The sequence below is a fragment of the Salinispora cortesiana genome (genome assembly GCF_000484695.1).
GTDB classification, from domain to species: domain Bacteria; phylum Actinomycetota; class Actinomycetes; order Mycobacteriales; family Micromonosporaceae; genus Micromonospora; species Micromonospora cortesiana.
The window spans coordinates 169,878-188,946 of the sequence record NZ_AXVR01000001.1 but is presented as its reverse complement, the minus strand read 5'-3'; the positions used below and the strand labels follow the sequence as shown (position 1 = coordinate 188,946).

17 protein-coding genes and 1 pseudogene are annotated in these 19,069 nt (G+C 70.4%); 9 read left to right on the top strand and 9 right to left on the bottom strand.

The features are described 5' to 3' along the window. The first annotated feature begins 322 nt into the window (after positions 1-322). On the top strand, positions 323-1,501 hold the full coding sequence (locus K228_RS0100955; protein ID WP_025616716.1) for an acyl-CoA dehydrogenase family protein: 1,179 nt from the start codon (positions 323-325) through the stop codon (positions 1,499-1,501). 559 nt (positions 1,502-2,060) lie between these two features. Here the strand turns inward: K228_RS0100955 and K228_RS0100950 are convergent. Further along, positions 2,061-4,397, bottom strand: coding sequence for an acylase (locus K228_RS0100950; RefSeq protein ID WP_025616715.1), 2,337 nt, complete (start codon positions 4,395-4,397; stop codon positions 2,061-2,063). Positions 4,398-4,575: 178 nt separating this feature from the next. Between K228_RS0100950 and K228_RS25245 the strand changes: the two are divergent. Continuing rightward, positions 4,576-5,147, top strand: a pseudogene (locus K228_RS25245) (transcriptional regulator); the annotation flags it as partial. Continuing rightward, a complete protein-coding gene (locus K228_RS0100940) occupies positions 5,144-5,746 on the top strand; it encodes an HD domain-containing protein (protein ID WP_025616714.1) in 603 nt (200 codons plus the stop codon). The pseudogene K228_RS25245 and the gene K228_RS0100940, both read left to right, overlap by 4 nt. A 52-nt stretch (positions 5,747-5,798) precedes the next feature. Here K228_RS0100940 and ychF read toward each other — a convergent pair whose 3' ends face one another. The 3 genes from ychF to K228_RS0100925 form a co-directional block, all read right to left on the bottom strand. After that, positions 5,799-6,884, bottom strand: a complete 1,086-nt coding sequence (ychF, locus tag K228_RS0100935) for a redox-regulated ATPase YchF (protein ID WP_025616713.1) — start codon at positions 6,882-6,884, stop codon at positions 5,799-5,801. A 65-nt stretch (positions 6,885-6,949) separates the two neighbouring features. Continuing rightward, positions 6,950-7,681: a Type 1 glutamine amidotransferase-like domain-containing protein gene (locus K228_RS0100930; RefSeq protein ID WP_025616712.1), complete on the bottom strand. Its 732-nt coding sequence runs from the start codon at positions 7,679-7,681 to the stop codon at positions 6,950-6,952. A gap of 53 nt (positions 7,682-7,734) precedes the next feature. Then, complete coding sequence (locus K228_RS0100925) at positions 7,735-8,214, bottom strand: hypothetical protein (protein WP_025616711.1); 480 nt, start codon at positions 8,212-8,214, stop codon at positions 7,735-7,737. Between the two features lie 139 nt (positions 8,215-8,353). Here K228_RS0100925 and K228_RS0100920 point away from each other — a divergent pair, with 139 nt between their 5' ends. The 4 genes from K228_RS0100920 to K228_RS0100905 are packed head-to-tail and all read left to right on the top strand — an operon-like array spanning position 8,354 to position 14,060. Further along, positions 8,354-9,796: an AlkA N-terminal domain-containing protein gene (locus K228_RS0100920; RefSeq protein WP_025616710.1), complete on the top strand. Its 1,443-nt coding sequence runs from the start codon at positions 8,354-8,356 to the stop codon at positions 9,794-9,796. After that, on the top strand, positions 9,793-10,305 hold the full coding sequence (locus tag K228_RS0100915) for a methylated-DNA--[protein]-cysteine S-methyltransferase (protein ID WP_025616709.1): 513 nt from the start codon (positions 9,793-9,795) through the stop codon (positions 10,303-10,305). Before K228_RS0100920 ends, K228_RS0100915 begins: the two co-directional genes overlap by 4 nt. A 36-nt stretch (positions 10,306-10,341) precedes the next feature. Beyond that, a complete protein-coding gene (locus K228_RS0100910; RefSeq protein WP_025616708.1) occupies positions 10,342-12,159 on the top strand; it encodes an ABC transporter ATP-binding protein in 1,818 nt (605 codons plus the stop codon). Beyond that, positions 12,156-14,060, top strand: coding sequence for an ABC transporter ATP-binding protein (locus K228_RS0100905; protein ID WP_025616707.1), 1,905 nt, complete (start codon positions 12,156-12,158; stop codon positions 14,058-14,060). Before K228_RS0100910 ends, K228_RS0100905 begins: the two co-directional genes overlap by 4 nt. Positions 14,061-14,074: 14 nt before the next feature. Here K228_RS0100905 and K228_RS0100900 read toward each other — a convergent pair whose 3' ends face one another. Then, positions 14,075-14,341 (bottom strand): hypothetical protein, encoded by a 267-nt coding sequence (locus K228_RS0100900; RefSeq protein ID WP_025616706.1) that lies wholly within the window; start codon positions 14,339-14,341, stop codon positions 14,075-14,077. A gap of 167 nt (positions 14,342-14,508) precedes the next feature. Here K228_RS0100900 and K228_RS0100895 point away from each other — a divergent pair, with 167 nt between their 5' ends. Continuing rightward, a complete protein-coding gene (locus K228_RS0100895; RefSeq protein ID WP_025616705.1) occupies positions 14,509-14,781 on the top strand; it encodes a LuxR C-terminal-related transcriptional regulator in 273 nt (90 codons plus the stop codon). 56 nt (positions 14,782-14,837) lie between these two features. Here K228_RS0100895 and K228_RS0100890 read toward each other — a convergent pair whose 3' ends face one another. From K228_RS0100890 to K228_RS0100875, 4 genes are read right to left on the bottom strand one after another with little or no spacing between them, the layout of a single operon-like run. Continuing rightward, positions 14,838-15,548: an ABC transporter permease gene (locus tag K228_RS0100890; protein ID WP_025616704.1), complete on the bottom strand. Its 711-nt coding sequence runs from the start codon at positions 15,546-15,548 to the stop codon at positions 14,838-14,840. 3 nt (positions 15,549-15,551) lie between these two features. Beyond that, entirely contained in the window at positions 15,552-16,508 is a 957-nt protein-coding gene (locus K228_RS0100885) for an ABC transporter ATP-binding protein (RefSeq protein ID WP_025616703.1), read from the bottom strand. Beyond that, complete coding sequence (locus tag K228_RS0100880) at positions 16,505-17,383, bottom strand: ABC transporter permease (RefSeq protein WP_025616702.1); 879 nt, start codon at positions 17,381-17,383, stop codon at positions 16,505-16,507. The genes K228_RS0100885 and K228_RS0100880 overlap by 4 nt, the downstream gene beginning before the upstream one ends. Next, entirely contained in the window at positions 17,376-18,290 is a 915-nt protein-coding gene (locus K228_RS0100875) for an ABC transporter ATP-binding protein (RefSeq protein ID WP_025616701.1), read from the bottom strand. The genes K228_RS0100880 and K228_RS0100875 overlap by 8 nt, the downstream gene beginning before the upstream one ends. Before the next feature lie 125 nt (positions 18,291-18,415). On the opposite strand from K228_RS0100875, the gene K228_RS0100870 reads away from it, so the two are divergent. Then, positions 18,416-19,012, top strand: a complete 597-nt coding sequence (locus K228_RS0100870) for a DM13 domain-containing protein (protein WP_025616700.1) — start codon at positions 18,416-18,418, stop codon at positions 19,010-19,012. Positions 19,013-19,069: the final 57 nt, after the last annotated feature.

Here is a 19,069-nt window from a genome sequence, read left to right as displayed (position 1 = left end):
ACCCCGATCGCCCGGCCCGGGCGACGCAGCGAATGCCCATGCCGTCGTGCAGTCAACCGCCTGCCCACGGCAGCGTTCCGAGAAGTGCGATCAGGCCACCCGCACGGCCGGCGACGACCCGGTGGTGCCGGCGGGAGCGCATGTCAAGAGATGCAAGGTCGCCGCAAAATTGACAGATTCGAATGGTCGCAGCCACCGGGTCCGCGCCGTCCCGATCTGCATCATCCAGACAGGATGGCGGAGGCTGGGTTTGCCGAGGCGTAGCCCGGTTCGTCGGTGGGCCGCGACGATCGGCGACCCGCACTCGAGGAGGGACACGGTATTGGAAACCCAGGCTCCAACTCAGCCGGACCTCGTAAGCCGCGCATCCGGGCTCATCCCGATCCTTCGAAAGCACGCGCTGTGGCACGAGGAGCACCGGCGTCTACACGACGAGGTACTTGAGGCACTGACCGCGTCCGGCGTGCTGCGGATGCGCATCCCGCACCGCTACGGCGGCTACCAGAGCGATGCGCGCACCGTGCTCTACGTGCTCCGTGAGCTCAGCCGCGGGGACGGATCCACCGCCTGGACGGCGTCGGTGTGGTCAATCAGCAGTTGGTTGGCATGCCTCTTCCCGGACGAGGTCCAGGACGAGGTGTTCAGCTCACCGGACACGCGGGTGTGCGGCGTGCTGACGCCCTCGGCGGTGGCCGAGCCCACCAGCGGGGGCTTCACCGTCAACGGCCAGTGGCGTTTCGTCAGCGGCGCCCTGCACAGCCAGTGGCAGGCGATCATCGCCCTCGGCCCCGCACCCGACGGCACCCAATGGCCGGTACTGGGCCTGGTGCCGATGTCTGACCTGGAGATCGTGGACGACTGGCACACCGCCGGGCTCCGGGGCACCGGCAGCGTGACCGTCGTCGCCCAGGGGGTGTTCGTCCCTCAGGAGCGGATCATTCCGATGCCCGCCGTACTGACCGAGCAGTACGCCTCGCGGACCAACGCCGAGCACGGCCTGTACCGGCAGCCGATGATGGCGATCGGCTGTAGCAGCTTCACCGGCAGCGCCATCGGCCTCGGGAAGGCCGCATTGGAGGGCTTCCTGGAACAACTCCCCGAACGCAAGATCACTTACACGAGCTATGACAGCCAGCGGGAGGCCCCGCTGACCCACTTCCAGGTTGCCGGGGCGTCCCTCAAACTCGAGGAAGCGGAGTTCCACGCACGGCGGCTGGCAGACCTGGTGGACGGCAAGAGCGTCGCTGGTGATTCGTGGACCGTCCACGAGCGGGCGCTCGCCCGGGTAAGCCTGGGCCGTGTCTTCGACCTCACCAAGGAGGCGGTCGGAGTGCTGCGGACGGCCAGCGGCGGCAGCTCGATCTACAGCGACGTCCCCATCCAACGCATCGACCGGGACGTACAGACGCTGAACATGCACGCGCTGATGCACCCGAACACCAACTACGAGCTATACGGCCGCGTCCTCTGCGGTCTGGAGCCCAACACGCAGTACCTCTGATCTCCCAGTGCCAGCTGGCGGCCACCCAGGCCGTCCGGCTGGCGCCCTCGACCGCGAAAGCTAGACCGGGCCTCGCCCGAAGTTCACCGAGGACCGCGACGCAGATCAGTCACCTCGGCGGACGGAGTGAGGCCGGCCGAGGCGTAGGTGGCCATGGCACCGGCGTTGGAGCTCTGCACGCACCCGCCCGCGCTGGACGAACCCAGGTCGCGAAGGGTCGCGGCGGCGGTAGCCTCGCACCGTTTTGCGAGTGCCAGCCGAGATCGCCGGAGTGCAGTTGCAGCGCTCCCTCGTCGAGCTGCCACCGCTTGAGCGCCTCGGCCGCTGATGGCAGCTCGTCAGCCCTCGGAGTGCCCAGCATGAAGCTCATGGACGAACCCAACTCCATCTAGCGTCCCGGCATCAGCGAATTTCGCAGATAGGCACTCTCGTTCATCCGCGAGCGCATCGTCGCCCTCCAGGTCCTGGCCAGGTGGAGCCTCGATGGGCGGTGACTTGGCCGTGGACGACGGCATGCGGCCGGTGGCCGGTGGGCAGGCCCACCGGCCACCGGATGCGGTCAGTCGCGCCGCTCCCCCACCCGGTACGTGACCAGGTTCGGGTCGGCTCGGAGCTGGCGCTGCGTAAATTTGATGGTGTCCCAACCCTTGCCCGAATACAGCCGGGTCTGATCGGCGTACCAGGGCGAATTCGGGTTGGCCGACTGCGAGTAGGTGAGGATCTGCCGGCCCGACGGCCCGTCGCGACCCAGCTCGACGGCCATCAGGAACGAGGTGCCGTGCAAGATCTTGGGGTAGCCGACTCCGGGCGCAAACCCACTGATGGTCATGTTGAAGGCGCCGACATCGTGATGCCCACCGTGGATCGGGATCTGTTCGGCGCCCCGCGGCTCGGTCTGGATGTCGCCGAGCCGGGCGTCGAGCGGGATGCCGTCCAGCTTCTGGACGGCGTCCGCGAGAGCGGTCCGCACCTTCGGGTCGTCGACGGCAAGCCGGCTCGGCGTGCTCAGCGGGGCGGTCGGGTCGAACGGGTCGGCGAAGCGCAGGCCACCGGCCCCAACGAACTCGGTGAACAGATGCGCGCCGCGGCTGTCCAGATCAACCCGCAGATCCCAACCGCGCAGGGCCGCGCAAGCTTCGGTCAGGTCGACGGTGGCGCCGTCGGAGGTGGTCGCCGTCGGCGCCGCCTCGCAGCTCCGGACCAGGTCGTCGCGGACCAGTTCACCGCCGTAGACCCGGTTGCCGAGCGTCACGTCCCACAGATTGCTGGTGGTGAAGCCCCTCCCGGGAAGTCCATCGGTGCCGGTGCGGCGCTGCTGCACCTGATGCACACCGAGCCGGGTCCGCAGGCTGCGCTGGGTCTGCTCGGCGCCGACGATGCGCGGGTAGCCCTCCAACGGATGTTCCGGATTCGCCAGCCAGTAGCTGTCATTGGAGTTGGTCACATAGTCACTGCGGACCAGGGTGGGCAGGTTGGCTGGGCCAAGGATGCCGGGTACCGCGGCGTCCGGATCCCGACCCAACTCGCACGAGGAGCGGGAACCGTCGAGGACAGCCTGGCCGGTGCTCGCGTACACGGGTTGGAAGGGGGCCGGAATGCAGGCGGCGGCCAGGGAGTCGGTCACCCGGGGCACGACGGAGTGGTCGGCGTAGAGGGCCTGGCCGCGGCGGTCAACGGCGATGACGTTGACCCAGGGCAGGAACTGCCGCTCGTCCAACACCGTCCGCAACTCACCCACCGACCGAGCCTGTCCCATGGCCAGCCAGCCATCGAGGGCACGGTTGTTGGTGGCATTGGCGTCAGTGATCGCGTACGCCGTGGTGTCGGTCCAGTCGAACTGACCGGGCACCACGACGACCGGACCGAAGTGGGTGTCGTAGAGGGTGCGGCTGATCGGCCCCTCGGGAGTCTGAATGGTGACCGTACTGGCGGTCATCTTCCGGGGCTGGCCGTCGTAGCGGTAGCTGGTCGGGTCACCGGGCACCAGGTCCAGCCGGTGCCAGACAAATCGCTGGGCGGTGGAGACGGTGTGGCTCCAGGCGACCCTGCCGTTGTGGCCGATCTGGACGAGCGGGTCACCGACCAGTGCCGCGCCCTCGACGTCGTACCGGCCGGGCACCTTGAGATGCATCCGGTAGAAGCGCTCGGTGCCGTCCCACGGGAAGTGCGGATTGGCCAGCAACATGCCGGCGCCGCTGGTGGTGGCGTCCCGCCCCAAGCCGTACGCGTTGCTGCCCAAATCGGTCGCCGCACCCTCCGAGCCGGTGACCGCTTCCGCTGGCGGGGCGCTCGCCGGCGCGCTGTTCCCGCTGGCGGTGGGGGGCGCGGCGGCGACGATACCGTCGGCAAGGGCACCAGAGCTGACCAAGACCATCGTGGCCCAGTGCATTCGCCACATGTCCAACTCACTGATCGGGCGTACCCACTCCTTCCCGGCACAGGCGGGGTCGGTGATCGCCTTCCCGTCACGAAGGTACGCGTTGTAGCCGGCGGCAAAGCCCCGGACTTGGTCGCGCACCTGTCTGGACGGTGCACGGACGCCGTCGCGCGGACCGTCGAGCAGCCGCTCGGCGACCTGGTCGTCGATGGCCTTCTGATGGAAGAGGTCGCTGCTGACGTTGCTGGCCTCCGCGCCGAACCAACGGGACCGCTCGGCGCGAACCGTCACCATCTGTTCCGCGATCAGGCAGACGTTGTCCTCGGCTTGCACGTAGCCGGCGCCGAAGCCGAGGCTGGCGAAATTGCGGGCGGTGATGTGCGGTACGCCGTACGACGCACGCTGGATCAAGGCCGAGTAGCCATCGCCGTTCGCGACGGCGGTGCCGCCGGTGACGGTGAGACCAGCGGCGACCAGTCCGACGACGGTGGCCGCGGCAGCGAGCCGGCGCCGGCTCATCGGTCGGCTCTGTCCATGGGGCGTCCTCCCTAACATGCCGGTGTCCATGCCCGACCGACGCTAGGGGTGAAAAGTTACCCGGGTCATCGGTAGATGACCATGAAATCGGTCAGGGTTCACCCCGAGGGGCTGGTCAACGACCATGACCAGATGGACGACCTCAGGAGCGTTGCCCGCTCACCGACAGTGCTTTCAGGGTGTGGACCCCACTAGGACCACGGCCGCATGGCGCGCTCAGACCAGCACCCGCGCCCGCCGGGCGATCACGTTCCGCACCTGGTCACCGCTGTGGCCCGACGCCCGCTCCGTGGTCACGTCCCTGGCAACCAGGGCGACCCGGAACCGTTGCGGGACCTCCTCGCCCACGCGCATCCGGACGATGCCTGCCAGCGAGCAGCCCTCAACTACTCGGCCTACTGGGTCGGGGAGATCCCGTACCGCCAGTGCGACGACTCCTTCATGCCGGCACCGCTCGCAGACTGGCACGGCTCGGTCCTCTTACGGCACCTGGTCCTGCGCCTCAACCCAACGCATCCCTCTATCGATCTCAACATCCACAACATCTCGGCGCTGCTCGCCGTGCGACGCGGCCTCACTCTCGACAACCCCGCTCAGGGCCGCATGCTCCTCGAGCGCAGCACCCGCATCCTGGACAGCGACCGCATCTGTCCACAGTCCCGACAGGAACTAACCTCTATCGTCTACAGCCTGCGCGCAGACGGAATCACCAGCACAAGGACGGACCGATGACCGACGACCACAACGCCGACGGAGCCATGAACTTCATCTTCGAAGCCGGCGTCCTCAAACGCGCCGCCCGCACCGGCTGGTGGTTCGCCGGCGTCAAGCAGCCCGAGTCCATCGCCGACCACTCGTTCCGCACCGCGCTGATCGGTTTGATGCTCGCCGCCATGGAAGGCGCCGACCCGGCCCGGGTGTCGATGCTGTGCGTCCTGCACGACACCCAGGAAACCCGGATCACCGACATCCCCCACATCGCCAAGCGCTACCTCACCGCCGCACCCAACACCACCGTCACCGCCGACCAAGTCGCCGCCGGCCCACCAGCCGTCGCTGACCTGATCACCGCCGCCGTCGCCGAGTACGAAGCCGGCGAGACGCCCGAGGCCATCGTCGCCCGCGACGCCGACAAACTGGAATGCCTCGTCCAAGCCGTCGAATACCGCCACCAGGGCATCAACAACGTCCAACGCTGGATCGACAGCTCACGCGCGGCGCTCAAGACCATCAGCGCCCACCGCCTCGCCGACGCCGCCCTCAACGGACAGCCCCTCGCCTGGCTCACCCCTGCCCCGCCACCGGAGCAGCCCTCCGACACCAGGCACTGACCTACCAGCCGGATTCAACCAGGTGAACGGTACTCGCACGGCAACGCTTAACTCAGACGTTGAAGCGGAACTCCACCACGTCGCCGTCCTGCATGATGTAGTCCTTGCCCTCAATGCGGACCTTGCCCACCGCCTTCGCGGCGCTCATCGACCCGGCGTCGAGGAGATCGTCGTAGGAGACGACTTCCGCCTTGATGAAGCCGCGTTGGAAGTCGGTGTGGATGACCCCGGCGGCCTCCGGTGCGCTCGCCCCGACCGGCACGGTCCAGGCCCGCGCCTCCTTGGGGCCGGCGGTGAGGTAGGTCTGGAGCCCCAGCGTACGGAAGCCGACCCGGACGAGCTGGTCCAGTCCGGGCTCGGCCTGCCCGATCGACTCCAGTAGCTCGCGGGCCTCCTCCTCGGGCAGGTCCACCAGTTCCGATTCGATCTTCGCGTCCATGAAGACGGCCTCGGCGGGGGCGACCAGGGCCCGCAACTCGTCGAGGAACTCGGCGTTGGCCAGCTCGGCCTCGTCGACGTTGAAGACGTACAGGAAGGGCTTGGTGGTCAGCAGGTGCAGCTCGCGCAGATGCTCCAGCGCGACACCGGCGGCGGCCGCGCCCGCGTACAGGGTGGTGCCGTTGTCGAGCACCTCCACGGCGGCCTTGGCGGCGGTCACGGCGGCGGCCCGGTCCTTGCGGAGCTTGGCCTCCTTCTCCAGCCGGGGAATCGCCCGCTCCAGCGTCTGCAGGTCGGCGAGGATCAGCTCGGTGTTGATCGTCTCGATGTCATCCGCCGGGGCGATCTTGCCGTCGACGTGCACGACGTTCGGGTCGGAGAAGGCGCGGACCACCTGGCAGATCGCGGCGGCGTCCCGAATGTTGGCGAGGAACGCGTTGCCCCGCCCCTGGCCCTTCGAGGCGCCCCGGACCAGCCCGGCGATGTCGACGAACGACACCGGCGCGGGGATCACCTTCTGCGACTCGAAGATCTCGGCGAGCTTGCCCAGCCGCTCGTCCGGCAGGCCGACCACACCGACGTTGGGCTCGATGGTGGCGAAGGGGTAGTTCGCCGCGAGCACGTCATTCTTGGTCAGCGCGTTGAAGAGGGTGCTCTTGCCGACGTTGGGCAGGCCGACGATGCCGATGGTGAGACTCACGACGAGCCAGCTTACGCCGCCGCCAGTTGACCACCGGCACCTGGCCGACGATTCCTGTCGCCGGCTCAGTCCAGCAGGCGGGGGCCGATGGGGGTCTCCCGGATGCTGTCGTCCGGGCCGCGACTGACCTCGTACGCCGACACGCCCGGCCGGTCCGCGACCGCCTCGACCAGCCGCTCGCCCCGATAGAGCAGACCGACGCCGTCGTCGGTGCACCGGCTGGTGGACAGTGTGCCGTCGCCGACCAGCCGGTGCATCAACGGGCGCCGCTGGTCTTCACTGTCGTAGTGCACCCCGTTGCCGTACGGCAGCCAGCCCAAGCCGTCGGTGAAGCCCCGCAGGGTGGTCCCGAAGCTGTCGGTGGCGCCACCGGAGTGCCAGCAGATCGAGCCGGCGGACACCCCGCCCAACACGACCCCGGCCTCCCAGCACTCCCGCAGAATCTCGTCGAGCCCGTGCACCCGCCACACCGCCACGAGGTTCGCCACGCTGCCGCCGCCAACCCAGATCACGTCCTGCGCCCGCAGGTGCGCCCGCACGTCCTCGATGTTGGGCATCGGAAACAGGGCCAGGTGGGACATCCGGAACCGGCTGCCGGCGAACCCCTCGTAGACCCGGGTCAGCGTGGCCGGCTGGTCCCCCTCGGCCTGGTTGAGGAAGCAGATCCGCGGTTCCGCTGCGCCGGCCAGGTCGGCGGCCAGGTCGAAGACCGGGTTGATCCGCCGGGGCTGGCCGGGGCGTCCCGGCGCGAAGATGCCCATGCTGGTGGCGAGGATGGTGGGTTCGGTGGCGGCCACGGTCGTCCCTTTCCGTCGGGTGCATCGCCCATCCTGCCCGAGGGCGGCCTCGGTCAGTCCCGGGGGCGGGCCTGGCGGGGAATGACCGGCTCGATCCGCGGCGTTTCCGGGGGCAGTTCGGCGGCGGCGGCGAGGGGCAGGGTGAAGCGCGCGTCGGCCGCCGGCCCGACCGCATGCGACTCACGGAGCATCCAGCGAACCTCGTCTGCCGTCCACCCCAGCCCCGGCCGGGCAGCGATCTCGCCGAGCAGCCGCAGCGCCGCGCGGGTGTCATCGTCGTAGAAGCGCACGCACCAGTGGTGCACCCACATGCCGAGGGCACGGAGCCGGTCGTCGTCCAGCGAGCGGACGAGCCGGCCGCTGGCCGTGTCCTCGAACGCCCGCTCCAGGCTTTCGACACGGTCCCGGTCCAGCGCTCCGACCGCTGCCGGGGCGACCACCCGCATGCGGGTGAAGAAGCCCTGCGTGACCGCCGGATCCAGCGGCGGGTGCCCGTCCCGTGTCGACGCCTGCCCGCCCGCCCCGCTCGCCATCGCCGCGCCCCTTCTCCCGTGACCTGGTGTGCGAGACGGTACCGACCAGGACCGACCGTTCCTGCCCCGGGCACCCCTGCGGTACGCCGGCGTCCGATTCCCGCCAGCCGGCCGGCCCGGACGGAGGCATCATCGTTGCGTGGACCTGGACTTTGAACGGTGCTATCGGGCCGTTGACAGCCGCGACCAGCGGTTCGACGGCTGGTTCTACACCGGTGTGCTCTCCACCGGCATCTACTGTCGGCCATCCTGTCCGGCGACTACCCCGAAGCGAAGGAATGTCCGATTCTTCCCGTCTGCTGCCGCGGCGCAGGGGGCCGGGCTGCGGGCCTGCCGCCGATGCCGGCCGGATGCGACCCCCGGTTCACCACAGTGGGATCTCCGGGCGGACCTGGTGAGCCGCGCCATGCGGCTGATCGCCGACGGCGTGGTCGACCGCGACGGGGTACCCGGTCTGGCGGCGCGGCTCGGCTACACCGAGCGGCACCTGCACCGGCTGCTCCGCACCGAACTGGGTGCCGGCCCGCTCGCGCTGGCCCGAGCACAGCGCGCGCAGACCGCGCGGACCCTGATCGAGTCCACCGACCTCGGGATGGCGGAGATCGCGTTCGCCGCCGGGTTCGGCAGCGTGCGGCAGTTCAACGACACCCTCCGCGAGGTCTACGCCGTCCCGCCGTCCGAGCTGCGGGCCACCCGGCATCGTCCAACGGCACCCGCGGGACCCGGCACGATCACGGTACGGCTGGCCTACCGCCCCCCACTGCACATCGGGGCGCTGCTGGACTTCCTCGCCCCGCGGACACTGCCCGGGGTGGACGAGGTACGCGCCGGCACCTACCACCGGGGGCTGCGGCTACCCCATGGCACCGGCACGGCGGCACTGACCCCGACGGAGCGGCACGTGGTGGCGACGCTGCGCCTGACCGACCTGCGGGACCTGGCGCCGGCGGTGGCCCGGTGCCGCCGGCTGCTCGACCTCGACGCCGATCCCGCCGCGGTGGACGCCGCCCTGGCCACCGATCCCGCGCTGGCCCCGATGGTCACGGCGGAACCCGGGGTCCGGGTGCCCCGCACGGTCGACGGCTTCGAGGTGGCCGTCCGCGCGGTCGTCGGCCAGCAGATCTCGGTGGCCTCCGCCCGTACCACCCTCACCCGGCTCCTGAGCCAGCTGCCCACCCCGGTGCCCGAGGCGGGAGGCGGCGGGCTGTCCGGGTTCCCCGCGGCCGAGGAGGTGCTTGCCGCGCCGGACTCGGCCTTCCGGATGCCGGCCGCCCGCCGGGAGACGCTACGTCGGCTCGCGACGGCGGTGGCCGGCGGGGAGGTTGACCTGGAGCCGGGTGGGGATCGACAGGAAACCCGGCAGCGGCTGCTGGCCCTGCCCGGGATCGGGGTGTGGACCGCGGACTACGTCGCGCTCCGCGCGCTCGGCGACCCGGACGTCCTGCTTCCCACCGATGTGGCCGTCCGCCGGGGCGCCGCCGCCCTCGGCCTCCCCACCAGCCCGCACACCTTGCACTCGTACGCCGACCGCTGGCGCCCCTGGCGCTCGTACACGATGAGCCGACTCTGGAGAGCAGCATGAACATGATCGACGCCACCGTCGCCGACACCCCGGCCGGCCCGCTCGGCATCCTCGCCGGACCGGACGGGGCGGTCCGAGCCGCCGGCTTCACCACCGACCTGCCCGCCCTGCTCGCCCTGGTCGACCCACGCCTGCGCGCCCCGTTGCGCCAACGACGCGACCTCGGCCCGGTCACCGCCGCCGTCACGGCGTACCTGGATGGGGAGCTGACCGCGGTTGACGGGGTTCCGGTCGAGCAGCACACCGACGGCGCGTTCCTGGCCCACGCCTGGGATGTGCTGCGGGACCTGAAGCCAGGCGATCCGGTCACCTACACCGAGCTCGCCGGGCTGGCCGGTCGCCCAGCAGCGGTCCGGGCCGCCGCGGCGGCCTGTGCCCGGAACGCCGCCGCACTCTTTGTCCCCTGTCACCGGGTGCTGCGCACCGACGGAACGCTCGGCGGCTACCGCTGGGGGCTGGATGTGAAGAAGTGGCTGCTGAGTCATGAGCGTCAGTTGACAGCAAGCTGACACCGGCGACGGTCCTAAAAGACGTAACGTCGGGTAGTGCCCGCGGAGGTTGACGGCTATCCGGGCCCCACCACGGGCCGACACCCGCTTGACAGCCTCTGGCGGCTGCGGCACTACCTGCGCCCCTACGCGCCGGAGTTCGCCTGGCTCTTCCTCGCCGGCCTGGCCGCCATGGCGGCGGGGATCGCCGTACCGCTGGTGGCCCAGCGGGTGGTGGACGGCCCGGTCGCCCGGCAGGATCCGGCCGGGCTGTTCCGGCTCGCCGGCCTGGCGCTGCTCTTCGGGCTCGCCGAGGCAGTGCTGATCTTCATCCGTCGCTGGGTGCAGTCCTCCTCCTCGCTGGGGATCGAGACGGCGATCCGAGCCGACATCTACGCCCACCTGCAACGGTTGCCGGCCAGCTTCCACGACCGGTGGCAGTCCGGTCAGCTCCTCTCCCGGATCACCACCGACCTTTCGGCGATCCGTCGGTTCCTCTCCTTCGGCCTGCTCTTCCTCGCCCTGAACCTGGTCACGTACACCGTGGTGGTGGCGCTGCTGATCCGGCTGCACGCCGTGCTGGGCCTGGCCGTGGCGGTCAGCGCCGTCCCGCTGTTCCTCCTCGCCCGGCGGTTCGCCCGCGCGTACCACGCCGCCTCCCGGCGGATGCAGGACCAGCAGGGCGACCTGGCCACGCTGGTCGAGGAGACCGCGCAGGGGCTACGCACGGCGAAGGCGTACGGGCGCGGGCCGGAGCTGGCCGCCCGGTTCGCCGTCAGCTCCCGAGCACTACACGACACGGCGGTCGGCAAGGGACGACTGCTCGCCGACACCTCCGCCCGACTTGACCTGGTGCCGAACCTCACCCTGGGCGTCGTCCTCGTCGCTGGCACTGGCGCCGCCGCGGCCGGCACGCTCACCATCGGCGAGCTGGTGGCCTTCGTCAGCCTGCAACTCCTGCTGATCTGGCCGGTGCAGGGCCTGGGGTGGATCATCGCCGGCGGACAGGAGGCCGCGACCGCGGCCGACCGAATCCTGGAGGTGTTGGACACCCCGCCCGCGATCCTGGATGCTCCCGACGCCGCCGCCCCACCCCGCGCCCAGATCCGCGGTCGGTTGCGGTTCTCGGGTGTCTCGTTTCGGTACCCGGGTGCCCGCGAACCCGTGCTGCGGGAGATTGACCTCACCATCGAGCCGGGCGAGACGGTGGCGCTGGTCGGCGCGACCGGCTCCGGCAAGAGCACCCTGCTGTCGCTGGTGCCCCGGCTGCACGACGTGACCGGCGGCCACATCACCATCGATGGGTACGACGTACGGCACCTGCAGCTGGTGACGCTGCGCCGGCTGGTCGGGGTGGCCTTCGAGGAGCCGACGCTCTTCTCCATGTCGGTGTGGGAGAACGTAACCCTGGGCCGGCCCGACGCCGGTGACGAGGAGGTCCGGGCCGCGCTCACGCTGGCGCAGGCCACCTTCGCCTACGACCTGCCGTGGGGGTTGACGACTCGGGTCGGCGAGCAGGGCCTGTCCCTCTCCGGCGGGCAGCGGCAACGGCTCGCGCTCGCCCGGACGGTGCTCAGCCGCCCCGCCCTGCTCCTGCTCGACGACCCCCTGTCCGCCCTCGACGTGCACACCGAGGCGCTGGTCGAGACGGCGCTACGCCGGGCCCTCCCCGACACGACAACGCTGGTCGTGGTGCACCGACCGGCCACGATCGCGCTCGCCGACCGGGTCGCCCTGCTGGAGGCCGGCCGGATCACCGCGCTGGGCCGGCACTCCGACCTGCTCGCCACCGTGCCGGCGTACCGTGCCCTGCTCTCGGCCGAACCAGAGCCACCGGCGGGCGATCCCACCCCCAACGGCCTGGTGCGCTCGTGACCGACGGCGACCATCCGGGCGGTGCCCCGCCATCGGCCGTCCCCGTGCCGCGACCGCGGCCGGCCCAGGAGAACTGGCGCGGCATCGCGGTCGACCCGGACGCCGACCGCAGCCGGGCCGAGGACACCGATCCGGCGGCGGTGGCCCGGCTGCGCGCCCGCAGCCGGGTGCTGCTGCGCAACCTGATCCGCCCGCACCGCCGCCAGCTCGCCGTCGCCGTCGCGCTGCTGCTCATCCAGAACACGGCGGGCATGGCCGGGCCGTATCTGGTGATGCTCGGCATCGACCGGGCCATTCCGCCGCTGCGGGCCGGTGACACCGGGCCGTTGACGTACATCGCGGCCGCGTTCGTCGTCGCCACGGTCGCCGAGTACACCGCCCGCCGCGGCTTCCTCGTCCTCTCCGCCCGAATCGGTCAGGCTGTGCTCCTCGACCTCCGACGCCGGGTGTACGGGCACTTTCTACGCCTGTCGGTGACCTTCCACGAGCGGTACACCTCCGGGCGGATGGTCTCGCGGCTCACCAGCGACCTGGACTCCATCGGCGAGTTGGTCGGCGGTGGCATCGACAGCCTGGTCCTCGCCGCCCTGTCGATCCTGTCGGTGGCCGCGATCCTGCTCTGGCTGGACCTCCCGCTGGCCGCCGTGACGCTGCTGGCGTTTCCGTTCCTGTTCTGGCTGTCCCGCTGGTTCGCCCGCACCTCGGCCGTGGCGTATCGGTGGACCCGGGACACCATTGCCCTGGTTATCGTGCACACCGTCGAGTCGCTACGGGGGATCCGGGCGGTGCAGGCGTTCCGCCGCGAGCCGCGCAACCAACGGATCTTCACCCGGGTCAATGACGACTACCGACGGGCCAGCCTGCACGCGTTCCAGCTGATCGCCACCTACTCGCCCGGGGTCAAGCTGATCGGCAACGTCACCATCGCGGCGGTGCTCTGCTACGGCGGGTGGCGCGTCCTGAACGGTCACGCCGAGGTCGGGGTGCTCGCCGCCTTCCTGCTCTACCTGCGTCGGTTCTTTGAGCCGATGCAGGAGCTGAGCCAGTTCTACAACTCGCTGCAGTCGGCCACCGCGGCACTGGAGAAGCTCGCCGGGGTGCTGGACGAGCGACCTGAGGTACCGGAGCCGGCCCGCCCGGTGCCGCTGCCGGCCGCCGAAGCCGGGCGCGGTGCGGTCAGCTTCCGCTCGGTCTCCTTCGGGTACTACCCGCAGTCCCCGATCCTGCGTGGACTGGATCTGGACATCCCGACTGGACAGACCGTCGCGCTGATCGGGCCGACCGGTGCCGGCAAGTCGACCATCGCCAAGCTGCTCGCCCGTTTCCACGACCCGAACACGGGCACCGTTTCGGTGGGGGGCGTGGACCTGCGGGACCTCGCCGACGCCGATCTACGGCAGGCGCTCGTCCTGGTCACGCAGGAAACCCACCTCTTCGGCGGTACGGTCGCGGAGAACATCCGCTTCGGCCGGCCGGACGCCGACGACGCAGCGGTGGCGGCGGCGGCGAAGGCGATCGGCGCGGACGAATTCATCACCGCGCTGCCCGACGGGTACGCCACCCAGGTGCATCGCCGCGGCAGCCGGCTCTCGGCCGGTCAGCGGCAGCTCGTCGCGTTCGCTCGGGTGTTCCTGGCCGACCCGGCGGTGCTGATCCTCGACGAGGCGACCTCGTCCCTCGATGTCCCGACCGAACGAGCGGTCCAGCGGGCTCTGGCCACCATTCTGCGGGACCGTACCGCGCTGGTGATCGCGCACCGACTCTCCACCGTCGAGATCGCCGACCGGGTGGTGGTGCTGGAGTCGGGGCGGATCGTCGAGGACGGTCCACCGGCGCGCCTGGTCCACAACGACGGGCGGTACGCCGCGCTGCACCGCCAGTGGCTGGAATCCCTGACTTGAGCGGGAGGGGAAGGTCAGGCGACACCGGGCCCGACGGCGCTGACCACCTTGCCGTCCCGGACCTGAACGATCTGGTCCGAGCGGTCCGCCAGCCCCTCGTCGTGCGTGGCGATCATGATTGTTGTCTTCGCCGTGGTGACGAAGCCGATGGTGCGTCGATACGCAGCCAACTCCCGGCCCCGCAGCGATGTCACCTCGCGGCCGTCCACCACGATCGTGCCGCTGATAGCCCCCGCCGCACCGAGGTGCGCGCCTCGCCGCCAACCACTGGGCAGCCGCATCGAAGGCTAGCTATCGACCGATCAAGGCCTGCTCCGCCCAGTTGACCGGATCCGGTCATTTGGTAGGCCTGTTGACAGGCAGGGTAGGGGCCCCGATGATGGTTCGACCCCTTGGGCTGCCTCCGGGCAACCGGGGGCCGCGCCACGGGGGAAGGGCCGCAGGACCCATGTCAAAGACAGATTTCAGCCCAACGTCGCTGCAGATCGCCATCCTGAGGTCCAAGGCCTCCGGTAAGGATGACGCCGCCGCCGCGCGGGAGCTGCACATCAGCGAACGCACGCTACGCCGGCACCTCGACCGACTTACCCGGACTCTCGGAGTCGCGGGGCGACTGGCTCTCGGCATCGAGGTCGGCCAACGCGGCTGGCTCAGCAGCGAGCGAATCGGCGCGCAGCACCACATCGCCTGCGGCTGCCAAGCTTTGGACGAATCACCCTAACCCGCACTGTCCGGATCACCCCGCCAGCGACCCGCTGGTGGGGCCGCTGGCTGCCCTCAGCTGGTTTCACCAGCCACGCTGAACGACCGGAGCCGATCGACTGCCAAGGCGGTGAAACCGACCGCGATCAGCGTGCTCATCACCGCCGCGACCGGCACCGAGACATCGGTGGCGAGCAGCTCGGTCGGGGCGAACCGGTCGGCGAGCGCGATCACGTACTGCTGGATGGAGAGCACCTTCGTCCCGCTGACGAAGTTGCCGAGCAGCCCCTCCCAGATCAGCACGTAGACCAGCCCGAGCAGCACCGGGCGGCGCGTGACCAGGCTGAGCGCGAGGAAGAACGCGCAGTAGGCCACCGCGCCGATGGAGGCTGCGGCGGCGAGCGCCAGACCGACCCGGACCGAGCTGGCGAGCACACCGGCCACATACAGCGGCACGGCGACGGTGACCGCGGTGACCCCGGCCGCCACCGCCAGCTTCGGCAGCACGATCTGCCAGCGCGGCAATGGCTTGGTGAGGATGTGCACCACGGTGCCGTCGTCGATCTCCGCGCCGAGCACGCCGGTCCCGACGATCAGCGCGATCACCGGCAGCACCACGGCCAACCCGAGGCCGACCAACACCGACGGCCCCCAGTCGCTGGGGTCCACCCCCAGCGCGCGGGAGAGCACCGCGAGCAGAACCAGCAGCACCGGTAGTGGGAACAGCAGCAGGAAGCGGCGCCGCCCCAACAACCCCCGGGCGGTGATCCAGGAAACAGTCGACATGGGTCAGGCCTCCACCAGGTAGGAGAATACGCTCTCCAGGGACTCGTCCTCGGGCACCAGCTGCCGCACCCGGATCCCCCGGGCCGGAGCGATCTTGGGCAGCGCCCGGGTGAAGGCGCCGTAGTCGCTCACCCGCACGGTCAGCCCGGCCTGGCCCAGCTCCACGCCGGTCACCGATGGCTCCGCCATCAGCGCCACGGCGAGCGCCCGGTCATCGGTGGACCGAACCGCGAAGACGTGCGGCCGGTTGGTCATCAGCCGACGGATCGTTCGGAAGTCGCCGGAGGCGGCGAGCCGGCCGGCGACCATCACCTGCACCGTGCCGGAGAGCTGCTCGACCTCCTCCAGGATGTGCGAGCTGAACAGGATGGTGCGCCCGGCGCCGCCGAGGCGGTGCAGCAGGTCCATCATGTGTAGCCGCTGTCGTGGGTCCATCCCGTTGAACGGCTCGTCGAGCAGCAGCACCTGCGGGTCATGGACCAGGGCCGCCGCCACCCGCGCCCGCTGTCGCATGCCCTTGGAGTACGTGCCGATCCGGCGGGACTGCGCCCCCTCCAGCTCGACCAGGGCGATTGCCCGGCGAGCGGCCTCCGCGGGTTCCGGTAGCCGGTGCAGCCGTGCACTAGCCAGCACGAACTCGTACGCGGTGAGGAAGGTGTGCACCGCCTCCCGTTCACTGACCAGGCCCAGTCGCCGGTAGACCTCGGGATTTCGCCAGGTGGGCGCCCCGTCCAGGGTCACCGCGCCACGCGACGGCGCGAGGAAGCCGGCCATCATGTGCAGCAGCGTCGTCTTGCCCGCACCGTTGGGCCCGAGCAGCCCGGTGACCCCCGGACCCAGGCTCATGCTGACATCGTTGACGGCGACCACGTTGCCGTACCAGCGGGAGACGCCCGCCAGCTCCAGCCGGCTGCCCGTGGGCGCGGGCGTCGACCTCGGCTCCACACTGGTCACGCTCATCGGGTGGCCACCTTCCGGTAGCGGGCCAACAGGAGGACGACACAGCCGGCCACGAGCAGCACGGCCGCGAGGGCGTAGAGCGGGCCGAACCCACCGATGGGCAACCCATCCCCGCCCTCGAAGAGCAGGTCCCCGAGCGCCCAGGTGCCCACGCCGTTGACCATGGTCATCGGGGAGGCGAGGAAGGCCAGCTCATTGATTGTCTGCGAGGGCAGGATGGCGAGGATGCCGACGATCGGCGTGGTCATCAGGAAGACCGCGACGATCCCGCCGGCGGCGAACGCCCGCTTTCCGGTCAACGCGGCGATCAACAGGCCGATCGCGCCGAAGACCGCTGCCCAGAGACCGGCGTAGAGCAGGCCCGGCAGCAGGTCGAGCAGCTCGTTCCAGACCCCCCGCGGCCCCTCCCCGAGGGTGAAGGCGGCGCCGAGGAACATCACCAGCTGCGGCCCGCCGAGCAACAACCAGAGCGCGGTGACCAGGGCGAGGAGCTTGGCCAGCGGATAGTCCGACCGGGCCAGCGGCCGGGAGAAGTACAGCGGCAGCACTCCGCTACGCAGATCGCGACTGACCAGTTCGGGGGCGGCGACGGCGACGAAAAAGATGATCAGCCAGCTCATCGTGTCGGCGAACTGGGCATATGTGATTACCACCTGACCGATCTGGCTCCGGACGGCGGCGACCACGGCGGCGACCACGATCACGATGCCCACCACCAGCCAGGGGAAGATCTTCGCCTTGGCGCTGCGGCCGAAGCCGAAAACCGTGCGCAGCCCGTGCAGGTAGAGCGCGCCGAACACCGGAGCTCGGCCGAGGCGGGGGCCCATGTAGCGCTGGTAGCCGATGTCGTGAATGACTCCGGTCGACTCAGACATGGCTGGGCTCCCTCGTGGCGAACAGCTCGGCCACCCGGTGGCGACGCTGGTCCAACCGGTGCAGCGGCAGGTCCAGCTCGGCGACCGCGCCGAGGATCTGATCGTAGGTGTCGTCATCGGCCAGCTCCACGAGGAGCAGACGGCCGTCTCGGCGGACCGGCAGCCGCAGTGCGGACAGGCGGGCGGCCAGTTCCTCGGTGCCCTCGCTGACCTCCACGGCGAGCACGTCGGTGGCCGAGGTCATAGCATCGATCCGGTCGGCCCGCAGCAGCCGGCCACCATCGATGGCGACCAGCGTGTCGCAGATCCGCTCGACCTCGCCGAGCAGGTGTGAGCAGACCACCACCGAGATGCCGAACTCGGTGCCGATCCGGTGGATCAGGGCGAGCATCGCATCCCGCCCGGCCGGGTCGAGCCCGTTGGTGGGCTCGTCGAGCAGCAGCAGGTCCGGGTCGTGCACCAGGGCCTGAGCGAGCTTCACCCGCTGCTTCATGCCGGTCGAGTAGCCGCCGACCGGACGGTAGCGCTCCTCGTAGAGCCCGACGTGTCGCAGCGCCTCGCTGGCCCGCTCGCGGGCCACCGTCCGCGGCAGGCCGCTGACCCGGCCGAGGTGGGTAACGAACTCGGCGGCGGAGAGGTCGGGTGGAAGAGCCTCGTGCTCGGGCATGTAGCCGACGCGCGCACGCACCTGGTCGGGCTGGGTGGTCGGATCCAGGCCGAGGACCCGAACCTGCCCGTTGGTCGGCGGGAGGAGGCCGAGCATGATCTTGATCAGGGTGGACTTGCCGGCGCCGTTCGCGCCGACGAGACCGACGATGCCGGGCTCGACCACGACGGTCAGATCGGCCAGCGCGGTGACCCCACCCCGGTAGGTTTTGGTCAGCGACTCGGTCGCGATGAGTGCCACGCGCCCAGCCTAGGCAGGCGCCGCCCGCTTTCGGCACCCGACGCGCCCCTGATCATTCCCGTAGGGGGCGGCAGCTGTAAGGCTCCGGTAATTCCCCTACCGGCCCCCGCCGGCAGACTGGACGCATGGCTTCAAGACTGCTGCGCGCCCCGCTCACCTGGGTCGCGGTCACCGTTCTCGCCGCCGGCACCGCCTTCGGTCTCTACTGGTTCCAGCCGTGGAAGCTGGTCACCGACATCGAGGTGAACGAGGAGCTGGCGGTCGTGGCCAGCGAAGCGCCGCCATCGCCCGCCGACTCCACATCAGACGACGGCTCCGCTTCGGACGACGGCTCCGCACCAGACGAAGACACCGACCCGGACGCCGGCCCGACGATCGTCCGCAGCGGCGAGTTCATCACCCACGAACACGACACCAGCGGCACCGCCCGGATCATCCGCACCGCCGACGGCAAGCTGCGGCTGGAACTGGTCGGCCTGGCCACCTCCAACGGCCCCGACCTGCGGGTGTGGTTGACCGATCAGCCAGTCCGGGCCGGCGAAGCCGGGTGGCATGTGTTCGACGACGGCCACTGGGTCGAGTTGGGCCGACTCAAGGGCAACCGCGGTGACCAGGGGTATGACATCCCAGCCGAGGTGGACCTGGACAAGCTGACCAGCGTGTCAATCTGGTGCAAACGGTTCGCGGTGTCGTTCGGTGCGGCTCCCTTGGCCACTGCCTGAAGTCCGGCCGCGCCCCCATCTCCTGGAGTGGCACTCGACCGATCCCCCGGTCGGCTG

Excerpts from the sequence above, each read along its gene's own strand:
- K228_RS0100950 (WP_025616715.1), bottom strand. The coding sequence starts at position 4,397 with ATGAGCCGGCGCCGGCTCGCTGCCGCGGCCACCGTCGTCGGACTGGTC.
- K228_RS0100940 (WP_025616714.1), top strand. The coding sequence starts at position 5,144 with ATGACCGACGACCACAACGCCGACGGAGCCATGAACTTCATCTTCGAA.
- K228_RS0100925 (WP_025616711.1), bottom strand. The coding sequence starts at position 8,214 with ATGGCGAGCGGGGCGGGCGGGCAGGCGTCGACACGGGACGGGCACCCG.
- K228_RS0100915 (WP_025616709.1), top strand. The coding sequence starts at position 9,793 with ATGAACATGATCGACGCCACCGTCGCCGACACCCCGGCCGGCCCGCTC.
- K228_RS0100900 (WP_025616706.1), bottom strand. The coding sequence starts at position 14,341 with ATGCGGCTGCCCAGTGGTTGGCGGCGAGGCGCGCACCTCGGTGCGGCG.
- K228_RS0100895 (WP_025616705.1), top strand. The coding sequence starts at position 14,509 with ATGTCAAAGACAGATTTCAGCCCAACGTCGCTGCAGATCGCCATCCTG.
- K228_RS0100890 (WP_025616704.1), bottom strand. The coding sequence starts at position 15,548 with ATGTCGACTGTTTCCTGGATCACCGCCCGGGGGTTGTTGGGGCGGCGC.
- K228_RS0100885 (WP_025616703.1), bottom strand. The coding sequence starts at position 16,508 with ATGAGCGTGACCAGTGTGGAGCCGAGGTCGACGCCCGCGCCCACGGGC.
- K228_RS0100880 (WP_025616702.1), bottom strand. The coding sequence starts at position 17,383 with ATGTCTGAGTCGACCGGAGTCATTCACGACATCGGCTACCAGCGCTAC.
- K228_RS0100870 (WP_025616700.1), top strand. The coding sequence starts at position 18,416 with ATGGCTTCAAGACTGCTGCGCGCCCCGCTCACCTGGGTCGCGGTCACC.